The organism is Paenibacillus sp. ISL-20, from assembly GCF_018613005.1.
GTDB lineage: Bacteria > Bacillota > Bacilli > Paenibacillales > Paenibacillaceae > Paenibacillus_AQ.
Map to the genome: position 1 here is coordinate 109,728 of NZ_JAGGRD010000010.1, position 26,311 is coordinate 136,038.

23 protein-coding genes are annotated in these 26,311 nt (G+C 49.5%); all 23 read left to right on the plus strand.

The window, feature by feature from the left end; translation table 11 throughout:
• The first annotated feature begins 69 nt into the window (after window positions 1-69).
• The 23 genes from rseP (at window position 70) to dapA (ending at window position 26,175) form a co-directional block, all read left to right on the plus strand.
• Window positions 70-1,338, plus strand: a complete 1,269-nt coding sequence (gene rseP, locus J7E85_RS07450) for an RIP metalloprotease RseP (protein WP_483311305.1) — start codon at window positions 70-72, stop codon at window positions 1,336-1,338.
• A gap of 219 nt (window positions 1,339-1,557) precedes the next feature.
• The gene (gene proS, locus J7E85_RS07455) at window positions 1,558-3,015 is read left to right on the plus strand and encodes a proline--tRNA ligase (RefSeq protein ID WP_213644186.1); all 1,458 of its coding nucleotides are present in this window, start codon (window positions 1,558-1,560) and stop codon (window positions 3,013-3,015) included.
• Window positions 3,016-3,105: 90 nt separating this feature from the next.
• The gene (locus J7E85_RS34510) at window positions 3,106-3,228 is read left to right on the plus strand and encodes a hypothetical protein (protein ID WP_285228792.1); all 123 of its coding nucleotides are present in this window, start codon (window positions 3,106-3,108) and stop codon (window positions 3,226-3,228) included.
• Window positions 3,229-3,271: 43 nt separating this feature from the next.
• Window positions 3,272-7,588 carry a PolC-type DNA polymerase III gene (locus J7E85_RS07460; RefSeq protein ID WP_215156496.1) on the plus strand — a complete coding sequence of 1,439 codons (4,317 nt, stop codon included), beginning with the start codon at window positions 3,272-3,274 and terminating at the stop codon, window positions 7,586-7,588.
• A gap of 179 nt (window positions 7,589-7,767) precedes the next feature.
• On the plus strand, window positions 7,768-8,229 hold the full coding sequence (gene rimP / locus J7E85_RS07465; protein ID WP_076324962.1) for a ribosome maturation factor RimP: 462 nt from the start codon (window positions 7,768-7,770) through the stop codon (window positions 8,227-8,229).
• A 32-nt stretch (window positions 8,230-8,261) separates the two neighbouring features.
• On the plus strand, window positions 8,262-9,359 hold the full coding sequence (gene nusA, locus J7E85_RS07470) for a transcription termination factor NusA (RefSeq protein ID WP_076324961.1): 1,098 nt from the start codon (window positions 8,262-8,264) through the stop codon (window positions 9,357-9,359).
• Window positions 9,360-9,384: 25 nt separating this feature from the next.
• Complete coding sequence (rnpM, locus tag J7E85_RS07475) at window positions 9,385-9,696, plus strand: RNase P modulator RnpM (protein WP_053492673.1); 312 nt, start codon at window positions 9,385-9,387, stop codon at window positions 9,694-9,696.
• Window positions 9,689-10,012, plus strand: coding sequence for a YlxQ family RNA-binding protein (locus J7E85_RS07480; protein ID WP_215156571.1), 324 nt, complete (start codon window positions 9,689-9,691; stop codon window positions 10,010-10,012). Before rnpM ends, J7E85_RS07480 begins: the two co-directional genes overlap by 8 nt.
• Window positions 10,005-12,680 carry a translation initiation factor IF-2 gene (gene infB / locus J7E85_RS07485; RefSeq protein ID WP_215156498.1) on the plus strand — a complete coding sequence of 892 codons (2,676 nt, stop codon included), beginning with the start codon at window positions 10,005-10,007 and terminating at the stop codon, window positions 12,678-12,680. Before J7E85_RS07480 ends, infB begins: the two co-directional genes overlap by 8 nt.
• Window positions 12,681-12,699: 19 nt before the next feature.
• Window positions 12,700-13,053 carry a 30S ribosome-binding factor RbfA gene (rbfA, locus tag J7E85_RS07490; RefSeq protein WP_215156500.1) on the plus strand — a complete coding sequence of 118 codons (354 nt, stop codon included), beginning with the start codon at window positions 12,700-12,702 and terminating at the stop codon, window positions 13,051-13,053.
• A gap of 30 nt (window positions 13,054-13,083) precedes the next feature.
• Window positions 13,084-14,061, plus strand: a complete 978-nt coding sequence (locus J7E85_RS07495) for a DHH family phosphoesterase (RefSeq protein WP_215156502.1) — start codon at window positions 13,084-13,086, stop codon at window positions 14,059-14,061.
• Complete coding sequence (gene truB / locus J7E85_RS07500; RefSeq protein WP_215156504.1) at window positions 14,058-14,969, plus strand: tRNA pseudouridine(55) synthase TruB; 912 nt, start codon at window positions 14,058-14,060, stop codon at window positions 14,967-14,969. The genes J7E85_RS07495 and truB overlap by 4 nt, the downstream gene beginning before the upstream one ends.
• 35 nt (window positions 14,970-15,004) lie before the next feature.
• A complete protein-coding gene (locus J7E85_RS07505; RefSeq protein ID WP_215156506.1) occupies window positions 15,005-15,958 on the plus strand; it encodes a bifunctional riboflavin kinase/FAD synthetase in 954 nt (317 codons plus the stop codon).
• 165 nt (window positions 15,959-16,123) lie between these two features.
• A complete protein-coding gene (rpsO, locus tag J7E85_RS07510) occupies window positions 16,124-16,393 on the plus strand; it encodes a 30S ribosomal protein S15 (RefSeq protein WP_006211281.1) in 270 nt (89 codons plus the stop codon).
• A gap of 407 nt (window positions 16,394-16,800) precedes the next feature.
• Complete coding sequence (gene pnp, locus J7E85_RS07515) at window positions 16,801-18,906, plus strand: polyribonucleotide nucleotidyltransferase (protein ID WP_098746983.1); 2,106 nt, start codon at window positions 16,801-16,803, stop codon at window positions 18,904-18,906.
• 213 nt (window positions 18,907-19,119) lie between these two features.
• Window positions 19,120-20,112: a polysaccharide deacetylase family protein gene (locus J7E85_RS07520; protein WP_215156508.1), complete on the plus strand. Its 993-nt coding sequence runs from the start codon at window positions 19,120-19,122 to the stop codon at window positions 20,110-20,112.
• A 91-nt stretch (window positions 20,113-20,203) separates the two neighbouring features.
• Window positions 20,204-21,472, plus strand: a complete 1,269-nt coding sequence (locus J7E85_RS07525; RefSeq protein ID WP_215156510.1) for a M16 family metallopeptidase — start codon at window positions 20,204-20,206, stop codon at window positions 21,470-21,472.
• On the plus strand, window positions 21,447-21,893 hold the full coding sequence (gene dut / locus J7E85_RS07530; RefSeq protein WP_215156512.1) for a dUTP diphosphatase: 447 nt from the start codon (window positions 21,447-21,449) through the stop codon (window positions 21,891-21,893). Before J7E85_RS07525 ends, dut begins: the two co-directional genes overlap by 26 nt.
• Window positions 21,894-22,141: 248 nt before the next feature.
• Complete coding sequence (dpsA, locus tag J7E85_RS07535) at window positions 22,142-23,038, plus strand: dipicolinate synthase subunit DpsA (RefSeq protein WP_215156514.1); 897 nt, start codon at window positions 22,142-22,144, stop codon at window positions 23,036-23,038.
• Window positions 23,039-23,629, plus strand: coding sequence for a dipicolinate synthase subunit B (locus J7E85_RS07540; RefSeq protein WP_215156516.1), 591 nt, complete (start codon window positions 23,039-23,041; stop codon window positions 23,627-23,629). It abuts the gene before it with no gap.
• 81 nt (window positions 23,630-23,710) lie between these two features.
• Complete coding sequence (locus J7E85_RS34515; RefSeq protein WP_285228793.1) at window positions 23,711-23,905, plus strand: hypothetical protein; 195 nt, start codon at window positions 23,711-23,713, stop codon at window positions 23,903-23,905.
• A 70-nt stretch (window positions 23,906-23,975) separates the two neighbouring features.
• On the plus strand, window positions 23,976-25,190 hold the full coding sequence (gene dapG / locus J7E85_RS07550) for an aspartate kinase (protein WP_215156518.1): 1,215 nt from the start codon (window positions 23,976-23,978) through the stop codon (window positions 25,188-25,190).
• A 103-nt stretch (window positions 25,191-25,293) separates the two neighbouring features.
• A complete protein-coding gene (dapA, locus tag J7E85_RS07555) occupies window positions 25,294-26,175 on the plus strand; it encodes a 4-hydroxy-tetrahydrodipicolinate synthase (protein WP_215156520.1) in 882 nt (293 codons plus the stop codon).
• The last annotated feature ends 136 nt before the right edge of the window (window positions 26,176-26,311 follow it).

Consider the following 26,311-nt stretch of genomic DNA (forward strand, 5'->3'; position numbering starts at 1 on the left):
GGAGAATAATGATAATCTATAGGGACATACTGCGTTCTCAGAGGAAAAGGGGGATGTAAAGAATTGGAAATGGTTCGGGTCGTTTTTTTAACGGTGCTCATGTTTTTTGTGATCGTTACCGTGCACGAATGGGGTCACTATTATTTTGCCCGTCGTGCCGGAATATTGGTGCGCGAGTTCGCGATTGGATTTGGTCCAAAGCTGTTCTCATATAAACGCAATGAAACACAGTTTACGCTTCGTCTTCTTCCATTCGGCGGATATGCCCGCATGGCCGGAGAAGATCCGGAGCTTGTCGAGATTCAGCCAGGTCAGACGATTGCGGTTCGATTGAATGCAGAGAATCAAGTGAAAAAGATTTATCTGGATCAACTCGACAACCGTAAAAATGTCATTCGCGGCGAAGTCCAGTTTATGGATATGGTGGATCGTTTGTCGGTTAGGCTTGATGTGGATGGTGAATTCCAGCAATTTGAAATCCATCCGCAAGCCTTAACGGTAGCCAAAGGTGTCGAGACGCAGATCGCACCGAGAGACCGCCAATTCGGCAGCAAAACCGTGGGTCAGAGAGCGCTTGCGATTTTTGCCGGTCCTGTCATGAACTTCATCTTGGCCTTCGTGCTGTTTGCCCTTCACATCCAAATGGCCGGTATACCGGTTGAGAATCCAACCTATGTGCAGATTGGCGAGATTACCAAAGGCATGCCTGCAGATGAAGCCAATCTGAAAGAGGGAGACGTCATCGAGAGCATTAACGGAACCGCCATTGGTGCCGATTATCAGAAGATGATCGAATTGATTGCGGCTTCCAAGGACAAGCCGATGGAATGGACGGTACGCCGGGGTGAGGAGTCATTTGATCTGACCTTAACTCCGCGGACCATGGAGGGTCAGGAAGGCGGAAAGGTCGGAATTGTTCCCAAGCTTCCTACCCGATCCGCAGGGATTGGGGAGACAATTACCAGTTCCGGAACCGCGATGGTAGATACAACGAATATTATCTTCCAGGGCTTCAGACAGTTGATTCAGAAGTTCTCCATGGATGATCTTGGCGGTCCTGTACGGACGTTCGAAGTGACGGGACAAATCGCCAAACAGGGTATCGAACAGCTAACCTATTGGGCAGCCATTCTAAGCTTGTATCTGGGCATATTCAATCTGCTGCCGATACCGGCACTCGATGGAAGCCGGCTCGTATTCTTAGGGATCGAAGCTTTAAGGGGCAAGCCAGTTGACCCGAACCGAGAAGGCATGGTTCATTTTATCGGGTTTGCGATGCTGTTCCTGTTAATGATTGCCGTAACCTATAACGATATTTTACGTTTGATCAACGGATAAACCCTAAGGTACGGCTCGGTGCGCCAGCCGCAACGAAAGCCGTACCTTTTCTATTGTTAGCAGATTTTCACGCATAACGATAGCTAATGGAGTTGCTATAATAAAGGGCGGGCTATATAAGCCGAAGCTCGTTCACACATATCGCCAATAACGCCAGTCGAGCCGCCTGAATCAGGGGTTTTGACCATGCGTTTTATTAATGGGAGGCACACGATTTATATGTCTAAGGAATCGAAGGATAAACAATTCGTGACGGAGATTACGCCGCAAGCGGAAGATTTCTCGCGCTGGTATATCGATGTCATCAAAAAAGCGGACCTGATGGATTATTCTCCAGTCAGAGGCTGCATCGTCTTCAAACCGGACGGTTATGAAATTTGGGAGCATATCCAGGAAGAGTTGGATCGGCGCTTTAAGGCGACGGGCCATCGGAATGCGTATTTCCCGCTGTTCATTCCCGAGAGCTTTTTCCAGAAGGAGAAGGAGCATGTCGAAGGATTTAATCCGGAGCTGCCATGGGTAACGGAAGCGGCAGGAGAGAAGCTGGAAGAGCGTCTGGCAATCCGTCCGACTTCTGAAACGATGTTCGGGCATATGTATTCCAAATGGATTCAATCCTATCGTGATCTCCCTGTGCTGATCAACCAGTGGGCCAACGTGGTACGCTGGGAAAAACGCACGCTGCCATTCCTTCGCACGAGCGAGTTTCTATGGCAAGAAGGCCATACTGCTCATGAAACGGAAGTTGAGGCAAGAGGGGAAACCATGCAAATGCTGGATATCTATCAGCAATTCGTAGAGGACTATCTCGCGATTCCGGTAATCAAAGGACAGAAGACACCTTCGGAGAAATTCGCGGGCGCCGTGGATACATTCTCGATCGAAGCGATGATGAAAGACGGACGAGCTGTACAGGCAGGTACTTCGCATTATATGGGTACCAACTTCTCACAAGCTTTTGACATTCAATATTTGAACCGTGAAAATACGCTGGAATACGCTCATACAACATCCTGGGGCGTCAGCACGCGTCTCATTGGTTCCTTGATTATGGTTCACGGGGATGACCGCGGATTGGTGCTTCCTCCTAAAGTCGCGCCAACGCAAGTGATCATGATTCCAATCGGTCCACCGAAGACGAGAGATGCGGTTGTGGGTCGTACGGACGAGCTGTTCCGTGAACTGAAATCCGCAGGCATCCGCGTACGCGTTGACGATAATCCGGATGTGCGTCCAGGCTGGAAATTTAATGAGTATGAAATGCGCGGAGTTCCGGTGCGTCTGGAGATCGGGCCACGTGACATGGAGAATGGCGTGTGCGTGCTTGTCTCCCGCATAACAGGTGAGAAGAAAATCGTAGAACAGGCTAATCTGACACAGGAAGTACAGAATATGCTGGAGCAGGTGCACCAGGAAATGTTCGAGCGCGCGAAGCAGTTCCGTGAGGATCATTTCTATTCCGTGGAAACGCTGGATGAAATGAAGGAAAGCATGGAAGAAAAACGCGGGTTTACCTTGGCAGGATGGTGCGGTTCGGAAGCTTGTGAAGATACTGTCAAGCAAGAAACCGGTGCTACGAGCAGAAACATTCCGTTTGAACCGTCTGAGAAGAAAACCAAGTGTCTCGTATGCGGTGATGATGCGAAACATACGGTGCTGTTCGCGAGAGCGTACTAGTAAATCGATATTATGAGTTCCCGGCAAGTTTGGACGAGGGAGGAGACCTTCGTCCAAAACCGGGATTCATCATCTGGAGTAAGCTTCCGGATGGCAGTATGGCGGACGCTCTTCTTTTTGGGGCAGGACGAATGGGTGCTGCCAGCGGAGGCTTTATTCTATTTTTTCACATCGACTGAACGCAGTCTGTCTTCTGTGGATGTACGTCGATAGAATTTTTTTCTTATAGCTTTGTGCAATGCAGGGGGAGGGAACCATGGGCACAACAGAAGATAAAAGGAAGCGATTTGAACTGCTGGTCAAGCAGGGAGATGTTCCGGCCAATCTGGTGGAACCCTATTTTTTGGATGGTGTGATCGAGCAAGTAGAGACAAGCAGGGCCAGCAAGGACTGGAGAATAACCGTCCTGAAGGAGACCTTGGTTCCAGCTGAGGTCTATCGCACATTTTGTCTAAGAATTCAGGAGAAGATGGGGCATATCGCGAAGATCAAATTTGTGTTCCGATATGGAAGCGGCGTTCTCGAAGCAGATATCGTGCAAGAATACTGGGGCTTGTTTCTAGAGTGGGCACATCGGGAGATCCCTTCAGTTAATGGATGGATGGCCAGGGCCAAATACGAGGTGGAAGAGGGGCAAGTCCTTCTCTCCATGTCGGATGGCATGTCGCTTGAGCTTGCCCGAAAGAAACAGATCGATGCCGCCATTACCCGTTTTTTCGGACAATATTTTGATCTGACGCTGCGTGTGAAGATGCAGGTTGGTGATAATGGTCAGGCAGCTTATGAGGAGTTCGAGCAGAGGAAGCGAGAAGAAGAGCGCGAAGTGATCGAGCAGATCATGAGCAGCATGGAAGCTGAGCTGGACGCGGAGGATGAGGAAGAGGGCGCGGTTCGGCTGCAGGTTGGGTATGATATCAAGGATCAACCGGTTCCGCTCCAGGAGATCCAAGACGAAGAGAAGAAAATTACGATTCAGGGGACCATCTTCGGATTGGATCGTAAGGAGCTTCGTAACGGCAGTACGTTATTCACATTCTATCTGACGGATTTCAGCGATTCCTTGCAAATGAAAATGTTTGGCAAGACGAAGGACGATCTTAAGGTATTGAGCCTGCTTGAAAACGGCAAGTGGGTGAAGGCCCGCGGACGGGTTGAATACGACCGGTTTATGCAGGTGCCTGAGCTGGTGATGATCCCGTCTGATCTCAACGAAGTACCGTCGCCTCCTTCGCGCAAGGATAACGCGGCCGAGAAGCGGGTGGAATTCCATCTGCACACGACCATGAGCACGATGGACGCGGTCACACCGATTGACCGTTATGTCAAAACAGCGGCGAGCTGGGGACATAAAGCCATCGCCGTAAGTGATCATGGTGGCGTACAGTGTTACCCTGATGCAGCCAAGAACGCCAAGAAGCATGGCATTAAAATGATGTACGGCGTTGAGGCCAACGTCGTGAATGATGCCGTTAATATTGTGGAGCAAGCACAGCCGATCGAGCTCAGCAGTGCGACTTATGTTGTATTTGATATTGAGACAACAGGTTTGTCCATTACCGCGAACAAAATCATCGAGCTTGCTGCCGTGAAGATGAACGATGGCAAGGAGATTGATCGATACGCAACCTTCGTTAACCCGCATGAGCGAATTCCATATCATATCCAGCAATTGACCAATATCAATGACGATATGGTTAAGGATGCTCCTGAATTGGAGCCGGTATTGAAAGAGTTTGTTGAATTCGTTGGGGATGCCGTACTTGTGGCTCACAACGCTCGATTTGACATGGGGTTCATTCAGGCAGCACTCAAGAATGCCGGGATGGATACGCTCGACAATCCCTACCTGGATACGCTGGAGCTTGCACGTCTGGTGCATCCGGGACTTAAGAATCATCGTCTTAACACATTAGCAGATAAGTATAAGGTACTGCTCGAAAGCCATCACCGCGCGATTGACGATACGATTGCGTTGGCTGGAATCCTGAACGGGCTCCTTAGCGATGTGGACAAAACCAAAGGCGTCAAGATGCTGGACCGCCTCAATGATTACGTCGGTAAGGATCTGTCCAATACCCGTCCTTTCCACTGCGGTATTTATGCTTTGAATATGACGGGCAAGAAAAACTTGTACAAGCTGATCTCCATGTCACATACCGAATATTTCAAGCGAGTGCCGTGTATTCCTAAATCCAAGCTTCAAGAGATGCGAGATGGGTTACTGGTGCTATCCGGCTGCGAAAAAGGGGAGTTCTTCGAAACGGTGCTGAACAAAACGGAGGAGGAAGCCGAAGAGATTGCGGACTTCTACGATGTTTTGGAGATTCAGCCGTTGACGATGTATATGCATCTGGTGGACAAAGGCTTGGTAGGCAGTCCCGAAGAGATAAAAACCGCAATTTCCAAAGTCGTGCGCATTGGGGAAAAGCTGAACAAGCCAGTCATCGCCACAGGAAACGTGCACTATCTTGAACCGCGGGATAAGCTGTTCCGAGACATTACCATCCATGGGATTACCGGTTTCAGCCCGCTCAAGGATATGCGCAAGCCTGACGCGCATTTTCGGACTACGGAAGAAATGCTCGAAGAGTTCGAGTTTTTGGGACAAAACAAATGTTATGAAGTTGTTGTAACGAACACTAGCGAGCTGGCCGACCGCTTTGAAGAGTTGGAATTGTTCCCGGATAAGCTGTTTACGCCGATTCTGGATGGCGCGGATGAAGAAATCCGCAACACCTGCTACGACACGGCCAAGTCCATTTATGGCGAGAACTTGCCTGAGGTTGTAGTGGCCCGGTTGGAGAAAGAGCTTGAGCCGATCATTAAATACGGTTTCTCAGCGAACTATTTGATTTCCGAGAAACTGGTTAAGAAATCAAACCGGGACGGCTATTTGGTTGGTTCACGGGGTTCCGTAGGCTCATCCGTCGTTGCCACATTCCTCGGCATATCCGAGGTTAACCCGCTTCCCGCCCATTACATTTGCTTGAACAGCGACTGCAAGCACAGCGAATGGTTCCTGGACGGCAGCGTGCCGAGTGGATTTGACTTGCCGGACAAAGCTTGTCCGGAATGCGGAAACATGATGAAAGGCGAGGGACAGGATATACCTTTTGAAACCTTCCTGGGTTTTAAAGGGGATAAGGTTCCCGATATTGACTTAAACTTCTCCGGTGAATATCAGCCGCATGCCCATAATTTCACTAAAGAGATGTTTGGCGAGGAGAATGTATTCCGTGCCGGAACCATCGGTACCGTGGCAGAGAAGACGGCGTTTGGTTTCGCTAAAAAATACGAGGAACACAACAACAAGCGCTGGCGGGGCGCGGAGTTGAACCGGCTTGCGTCAGGCTGTACCGGCGTCAAGCGAAGCACGGGCCAGCATCCCGGCGGTATTGTCGTTGTGCCGGATTACATCGAAGTGGAAGAGATTACGCCGGTGCAATTCCCTGCGGACGATGTCAACGCCGAGTGGAAAACGACGCATTTCGATTATCATGCCTTTGAAGCGAATTTGCTCAAGCTTGATATACTCGGGCACGATGATCCAACCATGATGAGAATGCTTCAGGATTTGACCGGCGTGGATCCAACGACCATTCCGATGAACGATCCGAAAGTGATGAGCATGTTCAACTCAACGGAAGCGCTGGGCGTCAAGCCGGAGCAAATACGCTCACCGGTGGCCACCTTCGGCGTTCCGGAGATGGGAACCAAATTTGTACGCCAGATGCTGGTGGAATCGCAGCCGTCGAGTTTTGCCGACTTGTTGCAAATCTCAGGTCTGTCACATGGAACCGGCGTTTGGCTCGGCAATGCTCAAGAGCTCATCAAGAATGGTACATGCAACATCAAAACCGTTATTGGTTGCCGCGACGATATCATGTTGTTCCTGATTTATAAGGCAGGCATGGATGCTAGCCTCGCATTTAAGATAACGGAAAGCGTGCGTAAAGGCCGGGGGTTGTCACAGGAATGGATTGACGAGATGAAGAAATGCAAAGTGCCGCAGTGGTACATTGATTCCTGTCTCAAAATCCAGTACATGTTCCCGAAAGCCCACGCCGCCGCGTATGTTATCTCAGCGGTGCGGACGGCTTACTTCAAGCTTTATTATCCGATAGAATATTATGCAACGTACTTCTCGGTTCGAGCCGAGGACTTCGATATCGAATTATGCTGTCAGGGCTATGAGGCGATTTATCGCCGAATTGAAGAGATTGAGCAGCTGGGCTTCGGAGCAAGCCCGAAGGAAAAAGGGATGCTGCCAATTCTGGAGATGGCGCTGGAGATGACGGCAAGGGGCTTCTCGTTTAAGAACATCGATCTGTATGAATCGGATGCGCTCCGATTCAAGGTGGATGGAGATTCGCTCATTCCGCCGTTCTCTGCACTGCAGGGGATCGGTGATAATGCCGCCCGCAATATTGCTGCCGCACGTGAATTCGGTGAATTCCTCTCCATAGAGGATTTCCAGCAAAAAGCGAAGGCAAGCAAAACCGCCGTGGAGCTGTTGACCCAAATGGGATGCTTTCGCGGTCTGCCTGAGAGCAATCAGTTGTCATTGTTCTGATTCTTGTCATCCTTTCATGGCCGTGACGCCTTGACAGTCAAGGAGTCATACTTGTCACTATTACCAGACTATGTTATAATTTTTTTGGTAATCATGGAGATAAAACCGTTGTGTAAAGAGTGGGGCAACCCACTCTTTACTCTTTGGTATATAGGAAATCAACTTGGAGGTTATGTTCTTTGAGCACATCAAAGATTAAAACGACTGTGGAAGAAATGGTGCAGCCGTATTTGGACGAACACGGCTTTGAACTGGTAGATGTGGAATACGTTAAGGAAGGAAGCAACTGGTTCTTGCGCGTGTTTGTTGATAAAGACGGCGGCATTGACATTGACGATTGCGGTTTAATCAGTGAATACCTGAGCCAGAAGCTGGACGAGAACGATCCGATCCCGACAGCTTATTTTCTTGAAGTCTCTTCTCCTGGCGCGGAACGTCCTCTTAAGAAAAAAGAAGATGTTGCGAAGTCAGTCGGCAAAAACGTGTTTGTTACGGTATACGAGCCGATTAACGGGTTGAAAGAGTTTGAAGGCAAGCTGGAATCCTTTGATAACGAGGAGCTAGTCATTCAAACCGTCAAGAAACAGCACGTGATTCCATATGCAAAAGTAGCCAGTGCCAGATTGGCCATCATTTTTTAAACGGAAGTTTTGAAAGGGGGAACCGATTTTCAATGAGTATGGATTTTATTGAAGCGATGAATGAGTTGGAAAGAGAAAAGGGCATCAGCAAGGATGTGCTGTTTGAAGCCATTGAAGCGGCACTGATCTCGAGTTACAAGCGCAATTTCAACACGGCGCAAAATGTACGGGTAGACATGAATCGCAATACGGGTGTCATCAAGGTGTTCGCGCGGAAGCTGATTGTGGACGAGGTGCTGGATCCGCGGACTGAAATTTCGCTGCATGCGGCCCGGGAAATCAATCCGCATTTTCAGATTGAAGATATAGCGGAAATCGAGGTTACGCCGCGTGATTTCGGACGGATTGCAGCTCAAACGGCAAAGCAAGTTGTTACCCAGCGCATTAGAGAAGCCGAACGAGGCCTGATCTACAGCGCTTTTATTGACAAGGAAGATGATATCGTAACGGGTACGCTGCAGCGCCAAGATTTACGCAACATCTATATCGACCTTGGCAAGATCGAGGCGGCCTTGCCGCTTACCGAGCTTATGCCTAACGAGAAGTTCAAGCATGGCGACCGGATCAAAGCTTACATTACCAAGGTTGAGAACACAACCAAGGGGCCGCAGATTATGCTGTCCCGTACGCATCCGGGCCTCTTGAAGCGCCTGTTCGAGCTTGAAGTGCCGGAAATCTTTGATGGCGTCGTTGAAATTCGCTCGGTTGCGCGTGAAGCTGGATTCCGCTCCAAAATTGCGGTATTTTCCCGCAACGATGAAGTCGATCCGGTTGGTTCTTGCGTAGGACCTAAGGGTATGCGCGTACAGACGATTGTCAATGAGCTTCGCGGCGAAAAAATTGACATCGTGCGTTATTCCGATCAGGTTGAAGAATACGTGGCCAATGCGCTGAGCCCATCCAAAGTGCTTGAAGTTCAAGTATTTGAAGATGAGAAGATGGCGCGTGTAATTGTTCCGGATTATCAACTCTCGCTTGCGATTGGGATCAAAGGCCAGAATGCTCGTCTCGCGGCGAAGCTGACAGGCTGGAAGATTGATATTAAGAGCGAAAGTCAGGCGGAGCAGGAATTTGGCAGACCGAAGTCCCAATCAGGTGAAATGCACCAGGATTCCGTCTCTGTCGATTAATTCCAAATCACAGGGGGTGGTCGTCTTGAAACAGAGAAAGATACCGCTGCGTAAATGTGTAGCGTGTCAGGAAATGATGCCGAAGAAAGAGCTTATCCGGATTGTTAGGACGCCCGAAGATGCTGTCCTGATCGATCTCACCGGCAAAAAGTCGGGACGGGGAGCGTATTTATGCGGCAAAGTTTCCTGCTTCAAGCTGGCACACAAAAATAAAGCACTGGATCGAGCGTTGAAACAACATGTGAAGCCTGAGATTTATGAACAGTTGGCACAGGATTTCATCAAGGTGGAAGATGAATTCCTGGCTGCAAAAGAGAGTGCTGCCGATGATGAATAGGGCGCTTTCTCAGCTCGGCCTGGCCATGAGGGCAGGTAAGGTGGTTACCGGGGATGAGATCGTGCTCAAAGCCATCCGGTCTTCTGAAGCAAAATTGGTTATTCTGGCGGGTGACGCCTCAGTTAATACAACAAAGAAGTTCCGCGATAAATGCGGAACTTACAATATCCCTCTGGTAATCGGATTTGACCGGGAAAGTCTGGGCACAAGTGTAGGTAAACCCGAGCGGGTTGTGCTGGCAGTTACGGATCAAGGATTCGCAGAAATGATCTCCAAGAAAATGGAGACAATGTCGGAGGTGGAGTATATTGAGTAAACAGGAAAACAAAGACAATAAACTTCGAGTATACGAATATGCTAAATCGTTGAACATGAGCAGTAAAGAAATCATCACGATCCTCAAACGTTTGAACATTCCGGTCAATAACCATATGAGCGTAATGGAGAACGATACGGTGTCCAAGGTAGAGCAGTTCTTCAAAGATATCAAATCCAATGCAGCAGCCAAGCGGGATAGTGGTGACGCTTCCCGAACCGAGAACCGTAAACCAGCGGGTTCCGGAGCCAATGCGGCTGCGACTGTATCCAATGCAAAAACAGAAGGCACTTCCGCTAGTGTAAGTGCCGAAGGCAACCGTAATGGGCAGGACGGTATGCGTAATTCAGGACAGAGAGCACCAGGACAACAAGGTCAAAGCCAGCCCAAAAAACAACAGGAAAAGCAGGTAGGTATGAATAGTAGAACGAATCAAAACACTCAGAACACTCAGAACACTTCAGGTTCCCAGCGTCCCCAAGGAGGGCAGGATACCCGAAGAAATCCGTCTGGCTCCGCACAAGGAAGTCAGCAGAACAATCGTAGCCAATCATCCAGACCAGGCGGCAGCACGCAGACCGGATCACGTCCTCAGGGCGGAGGTCAAGGCGGCGCACGTCCGCAAGGCAATAATCAAGGTGGAACGCGTCCGCAGGGCAGCAACAACCAAGGCGGAGCGCGTCCTCAGAGCAAGCCGGGTGGAACCGGTGGCGGTTTCTCAGGATCCAACAATAACAATAGCAATAACAACAATGGCCAGAACCGCAATTCCAGAAACAACAATAACAATCGTTCAGACTCCAAGCGTTTTGATGACAACCGTCAGGGAGGATTCCGTGGCAACAATCGCGGTGGAAAGAACAACCGCGGCCGGAATCAATATAATCAGCAGCCGCCTCGCGAGAAAATCGACAACACGCCGAAGAAAATTATCGTCCGTGGCAACATGACCGTCGGTGAAACGGCGAAGCTGCTTCATAAGGACGCTTCCGAAGTCATCAAGAAGCTGATTTTCCTCGGCGTGATGGCCACCATCAACCAGGAGCTGGATATCGATACGATTCTATTGCTCGCTGGTGAATTCGGTGTAGAAGTCGAAGTGAAAATTCCGGTAGAGGAAGATCGTTTTGAGACTGTTGAAGAAAACGATGCTCCTGAAGAACTGAAAGAGCGTCCACCAGTCGTTACTATTATGGGTCACGTCGACCACGGTAAAACGACGCTGCTTGATGCGATCCGTTCCGCGAACGTATCTAGTGGCGAAGCTGGCGGTATTACGCAGCATATCGGTGCCTACCAAGTCGAGATCAATAACAAGAAGATTACGTTCCTGGATACACCGGGTCACGAAGCGTTTACAGCTATGCGTGCCCGTGGTGCACAAGTAACGGACATGACGATCATCGTGGTTGCGGCTGACGACGGCGTAATGCCACAGACAGTCGAAGCGATTAACCATGCGAAAGCAGCAGGTTTGCCGATCATCGTTGCCGTGAACAAAATCGATAAACCGGATGCTAACCCGGATAAAGTTAAACAAGAATTAACGGAATACGAGTTAGTGCCTGAAGAGTGGGGCGGAGATACCATCTTTGTTAACGTTTCGGCGAAACAGCGGATGGGTCTGGAAGACTTGCTTGAAATGATCCTTCTGGTAGCAGAAGTGAATGAATACAAAGCAAATCCTGACAAACGCGCACGCGGTACCGTTATTGAGGCTGAGCTGGATAAAGGCAGAGGTCCGGTAGCACGCATTCTCGTTCAGCATGGTACATTGAAAGTGGGCGACGCCTTCGTAGCGGGCAACTGCTTTGGACGTATTCGTGCGATGGTGAACGATAAAGGCCGTCGATTAAAAGAAGCGGGTCCTTCAACACCAGTTGAAATTACCGGTTTGACTGAAGTTCCAGGTGCCGGCGATCCGTTTATGGTGTTTGAGGATGAGCGTAAAGCGCGTAATATCGCTGATAAGCGTTCGATTACCCATCGTCAGTCCGAGTTGAACACGAATACTCGCGTGACGCTGGATGACCTGTTCCAACACATTAAGGACGGCGAGATCAAAGATCTTAACGTGATTATCAAAGGTGACGTACAAGGTTCTGTTGAGGCACTGAAAGGTTCCTTGAACAAAATCGAAGTGGAAGGCGTTCGCGTCAAAATTCTCCACAGCGGTGCCGGGGCGATCACGGAGTCCGATATTATTTTGGCAGCTGCCTCCAACGCGATTGTTATCGGCTTTAACGTTCGTCCGGACGTCCAAGCGAAACAAACCGCCGAGCAGGAAAAGGTTGATATTCGTCTGCACCGTGTAATATATAATGTAATCGAGGAAATTGAGCAAGCTATGAAGGGGATGCTCGATCCGGAGTACAAAGAAACCGTGATCGGTCATGCGGAAGTCCGCAACACCTTTAAAGTGAGCAAAGTGGGTACGATTGCAGGATGTATGGTGACATCCGGTAAAATTACGCGTAACGCAGAAGCTCGCTTGATCCGTGACGGCATTGTCGTTCATGAAGGCAAGATCGATTCCCTCAAGCGCTTTAAAGATGACGCTAAAGAAGTGGCACAAGGTTATGAGTGTGGTATTACCTTGGTAAGCTATAGCGACGTCAAAGAAGGAGACGTAATCGAAGCCTTCATCATGGAGACGGTAGAGCGCTAACGAATGAGGTGATCAGACCATGGCAAAAATCAGAACTGGGCGCGTAGGCGAGCAGATTAAAAAAGAGCTCAGCCAACTGATCCAAACGGAGATGAAAGACCCAAGAATCGGTTTCATTACTGTGACCGGTGTTGAGGTTACAAATGACCTGTCTCAAGCGAAGGTATACCTGAGCGTGCTCGGCGACGACGAGCAGAAGGCAGCTTCCTTAAAAGGGTTGGAGAAGGCAAGCGGCTTTCTCCGCTCCGAGCTCGGCAAGCGGATCCGACTCCGGCATGTGCCGGAGCTGATCTTCAAATTCGATGATTCCATTGCGTATGGCAGCCATATTGAAAAGCTGCTGACCGAAATCGTGGATCGCGAAGAGAAATAGAGTAGTTCGTTTTTATAAAGGAGAGGGCGAATGCAGACCTATGAACAAGAGCTGCAGCAGGTGAAATCATTCCTGCTGGAGCACGATGATTATTTGGTTGTGTCGCATGTTCAGCCCGATGGAGATGCAGTCAGTTCCACCCTTGCGGTGGGCTGGCTTCTCTCATGTCTGGGCAAGAAATTCACGATGATCAATGAGGGGCCCATTCCAAAACGAATGAAAATGTTGTGGCATGCAGAAGACATTCTCAATCTGTCTGAAGAGCAGCCAGGAAGAACGTTCTCTCACGTCATTTGTGTGGATTGTGCGGATTTTGCTAGAGTAGGCTATACGAAACAGGTATTTGCCGATCAGGCAAGCATCGTTAATATTGACCATCATCCAACAAATGATCGTTATGGAGCCGTCAACCTGGTCGTGCCGGAAGCGGCAGCAACCGCAGAAATCCTTTATGATTTGCTGAATTTGTTTAAAGTGGACTGGGATGCCGATATTGCAACGGCGATTTATACGGGATTGCTAACGGATACCGGCGGTTTCCGGTACTCGAATACATCGCCCAAGGTGATGAGCATCGCTTCCGATCTATTGTCCTATGGCGTGAACGGACCTGAAATTGCTGAAACGTTACTAGAGGAAATGACGCTTCCACAGATGAAAGTGCTGGTTCAGGCATTAAATACGTTAAGTGTGTCGGATGATGGTAAAATAGCCTGGGTATACGTAACGCCTGAGTTTATGGAATCATGCGGCGCCGTTAGCGAGGATCTGGAAGGAATTGTGAATTACCCCCGAAACATTCAGGGAGTTGAGGTCGGGATTCTATTCAAGTCACTGAAATCCGGAATGGTCAAGGCGAGTTTGCGTTCAGCCGGAAAAGTGGATGTTGCGGCATTAGCCCAGATATTTGGAGGAGGCGGCCATGTTCGGGCAGCCGGTTGCAGCATTGAAGGCTCCCTTCATGACATCATCCCTAGAGTAGTAGAGCAGGTGAGATTAAAGCTATGACGCAATTAGAAGGCATCTTGGCCGTTCACAAACCGGCAGGCTGGACATCCCACGATGTGGTCGCGAAGGTTCGGGGAATGGTTCGATTGAAGCGAATTGGACATACGGGTACGCTGGACCCCGAAGTAACGGGCGTGCTTCCGTTATGCCTGGGGAGAGCCACGCGAGTAGTGGAATACCTGCAGGAACTGCCTAAAGAGTATCATGCGGTCCTCCGCCTTGGATATTCGACGGATACCGAGGATATCACGGGACAAGTGGTAGAGACGGCAGATGATGTTCATGTGACCAGAGAAGAGGCGCTTGAAGCGCTGCAATCTTTTACAGGCCAGATTTCTCAGATCCCACCCATGTTCTCCGCTGTCAAAATCAATGGTAAACGATTATACGAGCTTGCCAGAGAAGGTAAGACCGTGGAGCGCAAGAGCCGGACCGTAACGATTCATGAAATCGAAATGACGGATTTTGATGCTGAAGGGGATTATACAGAAATTTCTTTTCGAGTATTGTGCTCCAAAGGTACATACATCCGCACGCTTTGCGTGGATATCGGGAGGAAACTCGGCGTGCCGTCTGTCATGGTTAAGCTGGTACGCACAGTATCGGCGGGAATCACGGAGGAGCAGTGCTTAACCCTGGAGCAAATTGAGCAGTTCATGAAGGATGAGACGCTGCACACCCGACTTATTCCCGTGGATCAAGCGATTGATTATCTGCCGAAGCATACGGTTTCTGAAGAGAAAACGGATGCTGCCCTGCAGGGACAGCGCTTGTCCTCAAGAGCGGTAGAACCACCTGTTGACAGCTCGGAGCCTGTTCGCTTGTATGATATAAAGGAAAACTTTCTGGGAATCTATCAGCGGCAAGAGGAGACAGGGGCTATCGTTCCTGTGAAAGTATTTTCCTAAGCATGACTGGATTTAGTGAGTGGAGGTGAGTAATCATGAGGATTGTTTCTTTATCTTATCCTGTATCTTCTGATATCGTACGAGAAGCTGCCGAGCCGAAGGTAGCTGCAATCGGCCAGTTCGATGGTCTTCACCTGGGACATGCCAGCGTGCTTTCGACCGCTGTCAATATTGCGCGGGAGAATGGAGTGCCGGCCGCCCTCATTACCTTTTATCCTCATCCGAAAGACGTGATTGGTAAGGGGAGCTATGAGGGATATCTGACACCTCAGCCTGACAAGCAGCAGTTGCTTGAGGAGATGGGCATCGATATTTTGTACGTTGTCGAGTTCAATAAGGAGTTCTCCCAGGTGAGTCCGGAAACGTTTGTTGAAGAGATGCTGTTTCCCTTGAATCTTCAAACAGTGGTGGTCGGGTTTGATTTCCGCTTTGGCCATAAAGGCGCTGGTGACGCAGTCAAACTTCAGGAACTCGGTGAAGGCCGGATGTCTGTCGTTACGGTTCCGCCATTCTTGGTTGATGGCGAGAAGGTAGGAAGTTCATCCATACGGATTGCTTTGAAAACGGGGCAGCTGTCGGATGCAAACCGCTGGTTCGGACGGAATTATCATATCCGCGGCACGGTCATTCATGGGGAGAAGCGGGGAAGAAAGATCGGTTTTCCTACCGCTAACCTGGAATTGACGGATCCGTTCGTGGTACCTGCATTAGGCGTCTATGCCGTTCGGGCAAGCACGGATAAGCATCATGACTGGATTCCGGGCGTTATGAACGTCGGCGTGAAGCCAACGTTCCATGAAGGGATCACAGAGCCTATTTTTGAGGTGCATCTGTTTGATTTTGAAGGGGATCTGTATGATCAGACCATGACAGTGGATATCGTTCAATATATCCGCAAGGAGCATAAATTCGAATCGGTTCAGGAGCTTGTGGAATGGATTCAGCGAGATGCCGTCGAGGCTCGCAAAATATTAGAAGTCAGTGAATAAACGTTTTGGGACAAAATGTTCGCAAACGGATTTTCTTTTTCAGGTAAAGTATGCTATACTCGTAGAGGTCGCCCGAAGATTGGGCGATTTTAACCTTGGCTTGGATGTTCGATCTCACCGTCGGTACCTGGGCCAACGGCGATTATAATGAGGGAGGTGAACAGGATGGCATTAACTCAAGAACGTAAACAACAACTGATTGACGAGCACAAAACTCATGAGTCCGATACTGGATCTCCAGAGGTGCAAATCGCTATCCTAACGGAAAACATTACGAACTTGACTGACCACTTGCGTACACACAAGAAGGATCATCATTCCCGTCGTGGATTGTTGAAAATGGTCGGCCAACGCCGTAAGTTACTTGCATACTTGAAAAACAAGGATGTTAAACGTTACAGTGCTTTGATCGAGAAGCTTGGATTGCGTCGCTAATCATCCATAAGATGTGCCGAAAACAGCCTGGTTGTCCACTGTCCTTCTTGGAACGACAGCGGCACAGCCGGGCTCTTTTCTAAGTATTGTACAATTTACCGTTTTCGAGCTTCCCCACAAAGTACTGCGTACGCTTCATAGCCTAAACTCCACTTTGTGGGGTTATCTTAATATAGATTCTTTATAGATTGTAGGCGTGGTCTGTTCGCTAAATTTCGCTTGATGGTATAACCAGGGGCAATCTATACGGAGAATGTTCTATACGGTTCGGGTTGTTCCTGTACATAGGTTTGCGATTTCGACCGTTTGGATGGCTCTGGTTAGGAAATGTGGACAGCGTTTTGCAAAAGACATGCTGATGGTAGAAGAAGATTTCAAAAAAATTTATCCCCATGAGGAGGGATTACATGGAAACACGTGTTGAAATGCAGCTTGGCGGAAGACCCCTCGTGTTCGAAACAGGGCGCCTTGCGAAGCAGGCAAATGCGGCTGTGATGGTTCGTTACGGCGAAACGGCAGTCCTGTGTACAGTGACAGCTTCCAGTGAACCGAAGGATTTGGATTTCTTTCCATTGACGGTCAACTACGAGGAGCGTTTGTATGCAGTCGGTAAAATTCCGGGTGGATTCATCAAACGCGAAGGCAGACCAAGCGAGAAAGCGATTCTTGCGAGCCGTCTGACAGACCGTCCGATTCGTCCGTTGTTCCCTGAAGGATTCCGTAATGATGTACAGGTTCTGAATCTCGTGATGAGCGTAGATCAGGATTGCGAGCCGGAAATCGCGGCCATGATCGGTACTTCCGCTGCCTTGAGCATCTCGGATGTGCCTTTTAACGGTCCGATTGGCGGCGTAGCCGTAGGGCGTGTTGATGGCAATTTTGTGGTGAATCCGAATATTGCGCAGCAGGAAGCAAGTGACATCTATCTTGTTGTTTCAGGTACCAAAGATGCAATCATGATGGTTGAAGCCGAAGCGAACGAAGTTCCTGAGGAAGTCATGCTGGAAGCGATTATGTTCGGGCATGAGGAGATCAAGAAAATCGTAGCCAAGATCGAAGAACTCGTAGCCGCTTGCGGTAAAGAGAAAATGGCAGTTAAACTTCATGCGGTCAATGAAACGGTGAATCGTGAAGTGCGTGATTTCGCCGAAGCTCGTCTTGTTGAAGCCGTTCGCATTGAGGAGAAACATGCTCGCCAGGATGCGATTGACGCTATCAATGATGAAGCATACACCGTATTTGAAGAGAAGTATATCGAGACACCTGAGTTGTTGAAGGATGTTAAAGAAGTGCTTCACGATATCGTGAAGGAAGAAGTTCGACGTTTGATCACGCATGACAAGGTTCGTCCGGACGGTCGTGGTCTGTCTGAGATCCGTCCTATCGATTGCGATACCAGTCTGCTGCCTAGAACGCATGGTTCCGGTTTGTTCACACGTGGACAAACCCAGGCTCTTAGCGTATGTACACTAGGTGCTCTAGGTGATGTACAGATTCTCGATGGAATCGATCTGGAAGAGACCAAGCGTTTCATGCACCATTACAACTTCCCGCCGTTCAGCGTAGGGGAAGCTCGTCCGCTTCGCGCTCCAGGCCGTCGTGAAATTGGTCACGGTGCACTCGGTGAACGTGCATTGTCGAAGGTTATTCCGAATGAAGTGGAATTCCCGTACACGATTCGCCTCGTGTCCGAAGTAATTGAGTCGAATGGTTCGACCTCCCAAGCGAGTATTTGTGCAAGCACACTTGCTATGATGGATGCAGGGGTGCCGATCAAAGCACCTGTAGCCGGCGTGGCGATGGGTTTGATTAAAGACGGAGATCATGTTTCCATCTTGACGGATATTCAAGGGATGGAAGATCATCTCGGCGACATGGACTTTAAAGTAGCAGGGACACCTGACGGGGTTACCGCCATTCAAATGGATATCAAAATTGACGGTATCGACCGCGCGATTTTGCAGGAAGCATTGCAGCAGGCAAAAGAAGGACGCATGCATATCCTTGGAAAAATGGCAGAAGCCATTCAAAAGCCAAGAGAAACGTTGTCCCAATATGCGCCTAAGATTATTACGATGCAGATCAACCCGGACAAAATTCGCGATGTGATCGGTGCCGGCGGCAAGATCATCAACAAAATCATCGAGGAAACCGGCGTGAAGATCGATATTGAACAAGACGGCCGCGTGTTCATTGCATCTGCAAACGATGAGATGAACAAAAAAGCTCTTTCGATTATCGAAGGCATCGTCCGTGAGGTAGCTGTTGGCGAAATCTATACAGGTACTGTCAAACGGATTGAGAAATTCGGTGCATTCGTTGAAATTCTGCCAAACAAAGACGGGCTTGTTCATATCTCCCAGCTCTCGACTGAGCGCGTAGCGAAGGTAGAGGACGTGGTTGCCATCGGTGACGTCATTACCGTGAAGGTTACCGAAATCGACCAGCAGGGACGGATTAACCTGTCTCGCAAAGCAGTTTTAACTGCGGAAACAAACAAGAGCGGATCTTAATCCGCGCTTTGTTTGTTTAACAGCATATAGATAGAAGAAAAAGAGGCAGAACCTATCATTCTGGCTCTTTTTCTAATCTTTTCGGCTCATGGGATTCCTCTAGTCTTGGACAAGCATCTAAAATAGGCTTCACGGCATAAGCCCACTTTGAGGCACATATTTCCTCCTGAACCTACATAAAATGGGACAAAGCTTCTCAAGGGGAGGGTGGATATGCCCGTGAATGGAAAAAAGATGGCTGTGCTGCTTACCGGTGCCGCACTGGTATCGGCTGTTGCTGTGTTCAGCGGGGCCTGGGGATATGTTTCGGGACTACAGAGTAAACCGGAGGTGCAACTCGTTACTGGTTCGGAGAAGGCAGTCGATCTGGATTTATTGAGTCAAATCGAAACCGCCGCGGCGAAGTCGCGCATTGAGCCGGTGGATGCCAGGGTGGACTCCGTGTGGAAAGCAATTCCCGGTTATAATGGACTTGAAATCGATATTGAAGCTACATACCAAGCAGCATCGTCGAAAAAGCGAAAAGCCGGAGAGGCCATTCCTTACGTGTACCGGCAAATTCCGGCCAAAGTAACGCTTAATGATCTTGGAGAACAACCGATCTATCGGGGCAACCCCAACAAGCCGATGGTATCGCTGATGATTAACGTGGCCTGGGGGAATGAATTTCTGGTGCCGATGCTGGACACGCTGGATGCGGAGAAAGTGAAGACGACCTTTTTTCTGGATGGGAGCTGGTTGAAGAAGAACCCGGGGCTTGCCGGCGAAATTCTGAAACGAGGTCATGAGGTGGAGAATCATGCCTATACGCATCCGAATATGAGCCGTCTCAGCAGGGATCGGGCGGAACTGGAAATCGCGAAGACACAGGATCTGCTCAAAGAAAGCCTCGGTGTGGAGAACAAATGGTTTGCGCCGCCTTCCGGCGATTTTAATCAACAGACCGTATCCATCGCGCAGGCAAGGGGATTGAAGACGGTCCTGTGGACGCTTGATACGGTCGATTGGAAGCATCCTGCACCGGATGCCGTCGTTCAGAAGATCTCCACGAAGGTGGAGCCGGGTTTTCTGATTTTGATGCATCCCACCGATTCCTCGTCGCAGGCGTTAAAGGGAATGATTGACGGAATACGGGCCAAAGGGCTGGAAATCGGAACCGTGAGCCAGACGCTTTCTCCTGAGCGAATTATGCCAAAGGGAAGTTGAGCGGCATGGTAAAGTTTGATAGAATGAATGGATGGCATGAGGCTGGTAATCAGCTAAAGTGAGCCTGGATGGAACAGTTAGGGGGGCCCTCGTGAAAAAAATACAATTGTCTAACGGCCTAAGAGTGGTTATGGAGCAAATCCCGACAAGTCGTTCGGTTTCATTCGGTATTTGGGTGAAGACCGGATCCCGCAATGAATCGGAGGACATCAACGGGATAACGCATTTTATAGAGCACATGATGTTCAAAGGGACGGAGCGTTTTGACGCCCGTGCCATTGCTGAAGAATTTGATGCTATCGGCGGCAACGTCAACGCTTTTACGTCCAAGGAATATACGTGTTATTATGCCAAGGTGCTGGATGAGCATTTTCCGATCGCGGTTGACGTGCTGTCCGACATGTTCTTCAACTCAAAGCTGGATGCGGGCGAGTTAGCCAAGGAGAAGAATGTCATTCTGGAAGAGATCGCGATGTATGAGGATACACCGGATGATCTGGTCCATGACCTGATGTCGTTATCGGCGTACGGCGACCATCCGCTGGCATATCCGATTCTCGGCACAAAGGAACGGCTTGAATCGATGGATTCGCAAGCGTTGAGATCTTACATGGATAAACACTATACCATTGAGAATACGGTGATCGCTCTGGCAGGCAACATTAATGAGGATGCGATTGAGTTATTGGAGCGTCATTTTGGCGGCTTTGCCAATCACGGCAGCTCCGAGCTGCTGGCCGTGCCCGCCTTTTTGGATGGTGTTCAGTTCCGTAAGAAGAAAACAGAGCAGAATCATATCTGCATGTCGTTTCCCGGCTGCTCCATCGGAGACGAGCTTCAGTATGCAATGGTACTCTTGAATAACGCCATTGGCGGCGGCATGAGTTCACGCTTGTTTCAGGAAATCCGGGAGAAGCGCGGACTGGCTTATTCGGTATACTCATATCATAGTTCGCACGCAGATAACGGAATGTTCACCATTTATGCGGGTACAGCGCCCAAGCAAACAAAGGAAGTCCTTCAGCTGACCATGGAAATGCTGCAGGATCTGGCTCAGAACGGGATGACGGAGGAAGAGCTGCGCAAAGGGAAGGAACAACTGAAGGGCAGTCTCATTCTGAGTCTGGAAAGCACGAGCAGCCGCATGAATCGCTTGGGTAAGAACGAATTAATGCTGGGTCGTCATTTCAGTTTGGATGAAATCATTAAGCGGATTGAACAGGTGGACATGAAGGATGTCGACGCGGTTCTAGACCGCATGTTCGGGACTCCATATGCACTAGCGATGGTAGGAACCTCAGATAAAGCACTGAATGTACTTAGGAGGAATGAATTTGTTGCACTACGTTCAAATCAATAGATTGCCAGGTAATGAAGATGTGAAACTTCCCGTTAAAATGTCCGAACTAGCCGCAGGTTTTGATCTGCACGCGGCGGTTGCGGAACCGGTCGTATTGAACCCGGGCGAGCGCAAATTAATACCGACCGGTTTTGCGATTGCCATGCCGGCCGAGCTTGAAGCTCAAATCCGCCCGCGCAGCGGACTGGCCTACAAACATGGTATTACCTGCATGAATTCTCCAGGTACGATTGATGCTGATTATCGCGGGGAAGTGAAGGTGCTGCTGGTGAATTTGGGACAAGAGCCATTTGCAATTGAGCGTAATGAACGCATTGCCCAGATGGTGTTCAAAACCGTCCCGGCGGTAGAGTTCATGGAAGTTGACGAGTTGTCCGATACCGTACGGGGTGCAGGCGGATTCGGTCATACCGGCAAGTAAACTATATTATAGATAATTCATGGGTATCATCATCAATCATCATGGTTTTACCAAGCACACCGCTCCGGCCTAGCCGGGCGGTGTTTTTTGCGTTAGCGTCCATGCAAAATGGCTTCGGATCCGACTTGTTATCTATATTGTTATTTATTGCGTTAAGGCGGTAGTTTAATTGAAATGCGCTCACCACCCTATAGGCGACGGCATAAGATGGTTTATACGTTGGTTAGAAGAAAGGAGCGAGGCCTTCCATGCTGACTGGAGTCCGGACCGTCTTCGTAGGCGGAGACGCAAGGCAAATTGAAGTCATACGAAAGTGCGCTGAGATGGATGCCTCCGTCATGATCGCCGGGTTTGAGAAACTGCAGGATTCATTTCAGGGAGTGACTCGCGAGCCGCTCACGCCAGAGCTGTTATCGAATGCCGATGCTCTGATCCTGCCTGTCGTGGGATGTGATGATGAGGGACGTGTCAGCGCGCTGTTCTCAGAGGGGCCATTGCGATTGCAGGAGGAGCATATCGCAGCGATGCCCGGACATGGAGTGATCTATACTGGCATGGCGAAGCCCTATTTGCGCTCGCTATGTGACAAATATAAGATCAAGCTGGTAGAGATTTTGGAGAGGGACGATGTAGCCATCTATAATTCCATTCCGACAGCGGAAGGTGCACTGATGATGGCGATCCAAAATACGGATTTTACGATTCACGGATCAACCAGCATGGTGCTTGGCATGGGACGGACAGGGTTCACCATGGCGCGCAGTCTCCAAGGCCTGGGTGCCAAAATTCGGATGGGCGTACGCAAATCGGAGCACTATGCCAGAGCGGAGGAAATGGGCTGGAAGCCCTTCCTGGTAAGGGATCTGAGTTCTTATGTGTCTTCTATTGACTTGCTTTTTAACACGATTCCAACTATGATAGTCACAGCACAAATCATCTCGAAAATGCCTCGGGAGGCTGTCATCATCGACCTTGCCTCCGCACCCGGTGGATGCGATTTTCGCTATGCTGAAAAACGGGGTATCAAAGCCATGCTCGCACCCGGACTACCCGGAATCGTGGCTCCTAAAACAGCAGGCATCATTATGGCCAATACGCTGGTGGAGCTGATTTCTGAAGAAATCAAGATTCGGGGGGATGCGTAGATGAATTGGAATGGAATAACAGTGGGTTATGCCCTGACAGGATCGCACTGCACGCTTGATGAAGTAATGCCGCAGATCCAGCGGTTCAAAGATGGTGGAGCGAATGTGGTGCCGATTGTGTCCAGCACTATCATGACAACGGATACCCGATTCGGCACATCGGAGAATTGGCAGAAACAGTTGAAAGATATAACCGGGAATGATATTATTTCTACAATTGTGGAGGCGGAACCGCTAGGCCCATCCAAGCTTCTTGACGTTCTAGTTATCGCCCCATGTACGGGAAACACGACCAGCAAGCTGGCCAATGCGATGACTGATAGCCCTGTGTTAATGGCGGCCAAGGCGCAGATGAGAAATTGCAGACCGCTGGTTCTGGCGATTTCAACGAATGATGGCCTTGGACTGAATGCGGCGAATATCGCGAAGCTGCTTGTAACGAAAAATATTTATTTTGTTCCTTACGGACAGGATAATCCGCAGCAGAAGCCTAACTCACTTGTCGCCAAAATGGATTTGATTCCGGAAGCGTGTTATGCGGCACTGGAAGGGAAGCAGCTGCAGCCGATGATTGTTGAATATTCGCTTTAACCGCGATAAAGCCTTTTGATCAATAAGGACACATAGAAAAGTTACAGCTGCAGTTTCATTCATGAAAGGGAGTTTATTCAGATGACCGAGCATTATTATAATGTGGCCGTTGTTGGAGCAACTGGCGCAGTCGGGCAACAGATTCCCAAGCTGCTGGAGGGACATCAGCGCAGACTTAACATGTGGATCGTTTCAGATCATCTTCTGGAGGGTGCCGCATGGAATGCCGTGCTAATCGCAGAAATCATCGTCAACAAACGGAACGGCCAGGCTTAGTAGCCGGCCGTTTCAATCGGTCAGCCCGAAATTTAAGTCTCCTGGGCATATATAAACGGAGGAATATTTTATGCGCATCTTAGTTCAAAAATTCGGCGGAACCTCGTTGTCTACACCGCAAGCAAGAACCCATGTTATTGGGCACATCCAGCGCGAGCTGGCTAATCACTATCAATTGGTCGTGGTCGTATCGGCTATGGGACGCCGGGGTGAGCCTTACGCTACAGATACTCTTCTGGATTGGATCGATCATAACGGAAACGCGCTTCCAGACAGAGAGCGGGATTTGCTGCTCTGCTGCGGTGAGATTATCTCAGCCACAACGCTATGCAGTCTCCTTCAGCATGAAGGGATAACCGCGACGGTGCTGACGGGTGCCCAAGCCGGATTTCTTACAGACGATCACTTCGGAAATGCACGCATTAAGGACGTAAAACCTGAACGGGTTTTGAAAGAGTTAGAGTCTCATCAAGTTGTTATCGTCACTGGTTTCCAGGGGCAGACCGATTCGGGTGACTTCACGACGCTGGGCAGGGGCGGAAGCGATACCTCGGCCACTGCGCTTGGGGCCGCGCTTCGCGCCGAAATGGTTGATATCTACACGGATGTCAACGGCATTCTTACGGCAGATCCCCGCATCGTCGAGGATGCGAAGCCGCTCAGCTATGTAAGCTATACAGAGATCTGCAATATGGCTCATCAAGGTGCCAAGGTCATTCATCCTAGAGCAGTTGAGATTGCCATGCAATCCCAAATTCCGGTCAGAGTGCGGTCAACCTTCTCGGATAATGAGGGAACACTGGTTACCCAGCCGGAGGGCTTCAGAGATATACAATCCGGAATCGTGGACCGCTTTGTGACGGGAGTTGCTTATGTAAGCAATATTACGCAAATCTCAGTGGAATGCGATCGCACGGAAGGTCTTCAACTGAAGGTTTTCAAATCGATGGCGGAGCATTCCATTAGCGTGGACTTTATTAATGTTACCCCTACAGGAGTCCTTTATACAGTGTTTGACAGCGACTCGGAGAAGGCGATTGAAGTGCTGCAGAGCCTGGATTTAAAACCAAAAAGCTTGTCCGGCTGTGCGAAGGTATCCGTCATTGGCGGCGGCATCAACGGGGTTCCGGGCATCATGGCCCAAATCGTGGAATCCTTGAGCGAGCACGATATTTCGATTCTGCAATCGGCAGATTCGAACACAACGATCTGGGTGCTTGTGAAGAAGGAAGATATGGCTCAAGCGCTGCGCGCATTGCATCACAAATTTGAACTTCACCGATAATACCTTAGAGTCTGTTCGTTAATCGTTTGATAGGAAATACTATATATAAGATTACTTACGAAGGAAGCTTGCCTGTTTGGGAGAGCTTTAAGGAGGAATCATTGTGGATTTCGGAAGATTGATTACGGCTATGGTAACCCCATTTGATCAGAATAACGAGATCAATTGGGACGAGACTGCGAGATTGATTGAGTACCTGATTGTCGAACAGAAGTCGGACTCTCTGGTCATTGCAGGAACGACGGGCGAATCCCCAACGCTTAGCGAAGATGAGAAGCTTGAATTGTTTAAGTTCGCAGTGAAGCAGGCAGGTGGACGAAGTAAGATTATCGCAGGTACTGGCAGCAACGATACGGCACATTCTGCAGAATTGACGAAAAAAGCGGAAAGCTGCGGCGTCGATGGCATTTTGCTTGTCGCTCCGTACTACAATAAGCCGAACCAGGAAGGGCTCTACCAGCATTTTAAGGCGATCGCTGAGGCAACTTCTCTGCCTATCATGCTGTACAATGTGCCTGGACGGACGGGCATCAGCCTAAGCACGGCTACCACCCTGCGGCTGGCTCAATTACCGAACATCGTTGCGACGAAGGAATGTGCTTCGATTGATCAGGTCACCGCCATTGCCGCAGGTGCTCCGGACGGCTTCATCGTTTATTCCGGCGACGATTCCTCAGCACTGCCTGCTCTGGCCGTAGGTGCTTACGGAATCGTAAGCGTGGCCAGCCATATCGCTGGCGCCCGCATGAAGGATATGATCCACGCCTATGTGGAAGGAAACGTGAAGGAAGCCGCCAAGCTGCATCAATCCTTGTTCACGTTGTTCAAGGGCTTGTTTGAATGTCCTGACCCGCTTCCGAACCCGGCGGCGGTTAAATTCGCTCTGCATGAGCGGGGCTATCAGGTCGGCGGCGTTCGTCTGCCGCTCGTTTCCCCTAGTGAGAATGAGGCTGCATTTATCCGTAATATGCTGTCTTCCTTGTAAGCTGCGCACCTACCATACCTAAGCCATTGCCTTCAATGAAGGCAGTGGCTTTCTTCGTTTTAAACCCTTCTGTTTCTGGGTATCCTATGGCTCACGAAGGTGGTTGACTTGTGTTTTCACTTTTTCATCATGTATA

What these genes read in the sequence shown, in the direction of transcription:
- J7E85_RS07495 (WP_215156502.1), top strand. Translation starts at nt 13,084, where the DNA reads ATGCAGACCTATGAACAAGAGCTGCAGCAGGTGAAATCATTCCTGCTG.
- nusA (WP_076324961.1), top strand. Translation starts at nt 8,262, where the DNA reads ATGAGTATGGATTTTATTGAAGCGATGAATGAGTTGGAAAGAGAAAAG.
- J7E85_RS07505 (WP_215156506.1), top strand. Translation starts at nt 15,005, where the DNA reads ATGAGGATTGTTTCTTTATCTTATCCTGTATCTTCTGATATCGTACGA.
- truB (WP_215156504.1), top strand. Translation starts at nt 14,058, where the DNA reads ATGACGCAATTAGAAGGCATCTTGGCCGTTCACAAACCGGCAGGCTGG.
- J7E85_RS07480 (WP_215156571.1), top strand. Translation starts at nt 9,689, where the DNA reads ATGAATAGGGCGCTTTCTCAGCTCGGCCTGGCCATGAGGGCAGGTAAG.
- dpsA (WP_215156514.1), top strand. Translation starts at nt 22,142, where the DNA reads ATGCTGACTGGAGTCCGGACCGTCTTCGTAGGCGGAGACGCAAGGCAA.
- rpsO (WP_006211281.1), top strand. Translation starts at nt 16,124, where the DNA reads ATGGCATTAACTCAAGAACGTAAACAACAACTGATTGACGAGCACAAA.
- proS (WP_213644186.1), top strand. Translation starts at nt 1,558, where the DNA reads ATGTCTAAGGAATCGAAGGATAAACAATTCGTGACGGAGATTACGCCG.
- J7E85_RS07540 (WP_215156516.1), top strand. Translation starts at nt 23,039, where the DNA reads ATGAATTGGAATGGAATAACAGTGGGTTATGCCCTGACAGGATCGCAC.
- pnp (WP_098746983.1), top strand. Translation starts at nt 16,801, where the DNA reads ATGGAAACACGTGTTGAAATGCAGCTTGGCGGAAGACCCCTCGTGTTC.
- J7E85_RS07520 (WP_215156508.1), top strand. Translation starts at nt 19,120, where the DNA reads ATGCCCGTGAATGGAAAAAAGATGGCTGTGCTGCTTACCGGTGCCGCA.
- J7E85_RS07460 (WP_215156496.1), top strand. Translation starts at nt 3,272, where the DNA reads ATGGGCACAACAGAAGATAAAAGGAAGCGATTTGAACTGCTGGTCAAG.
- rbfA (WP_215156500.1), top strand. Translation starts at nt 12,700, where the DNA reads ATGGCAAAAATCAGAACTGGGCGCGTAGGCGAGCAGATTAAAAAAGAG.
- J7E85_RS34510 (WP_285228792.1), top strand. Translation starts at nt 3,106, where the DNA reads ATGGCAGTATGGCGGACGCTCTTCTTTTTGGGGCAGGACGAATGGGTG.
- dapG (WP_215156518.1), top strand. Translation starts at nt 23,976, where the DNA reads ATGCGCATCTTAGTTCAAAAATTCGGCGGAACCTCGTTGTCTACACCG.
- J7E85_RS34515 (WP_285228793.1), top strand. Translation starts at nt 23,711, where the DNA reads ATGACCGAGCATTATTATAATGTGGCCGTTGTTGGAGCAACTGGCGCA.
- rseP (WP_483311305.1), top strand. Translation starts at nt 70, where the DNA reads ATGGTTCGGGTCGTTTTTTTAACGGTGCTCATGTTTTTTGTGATCGTT.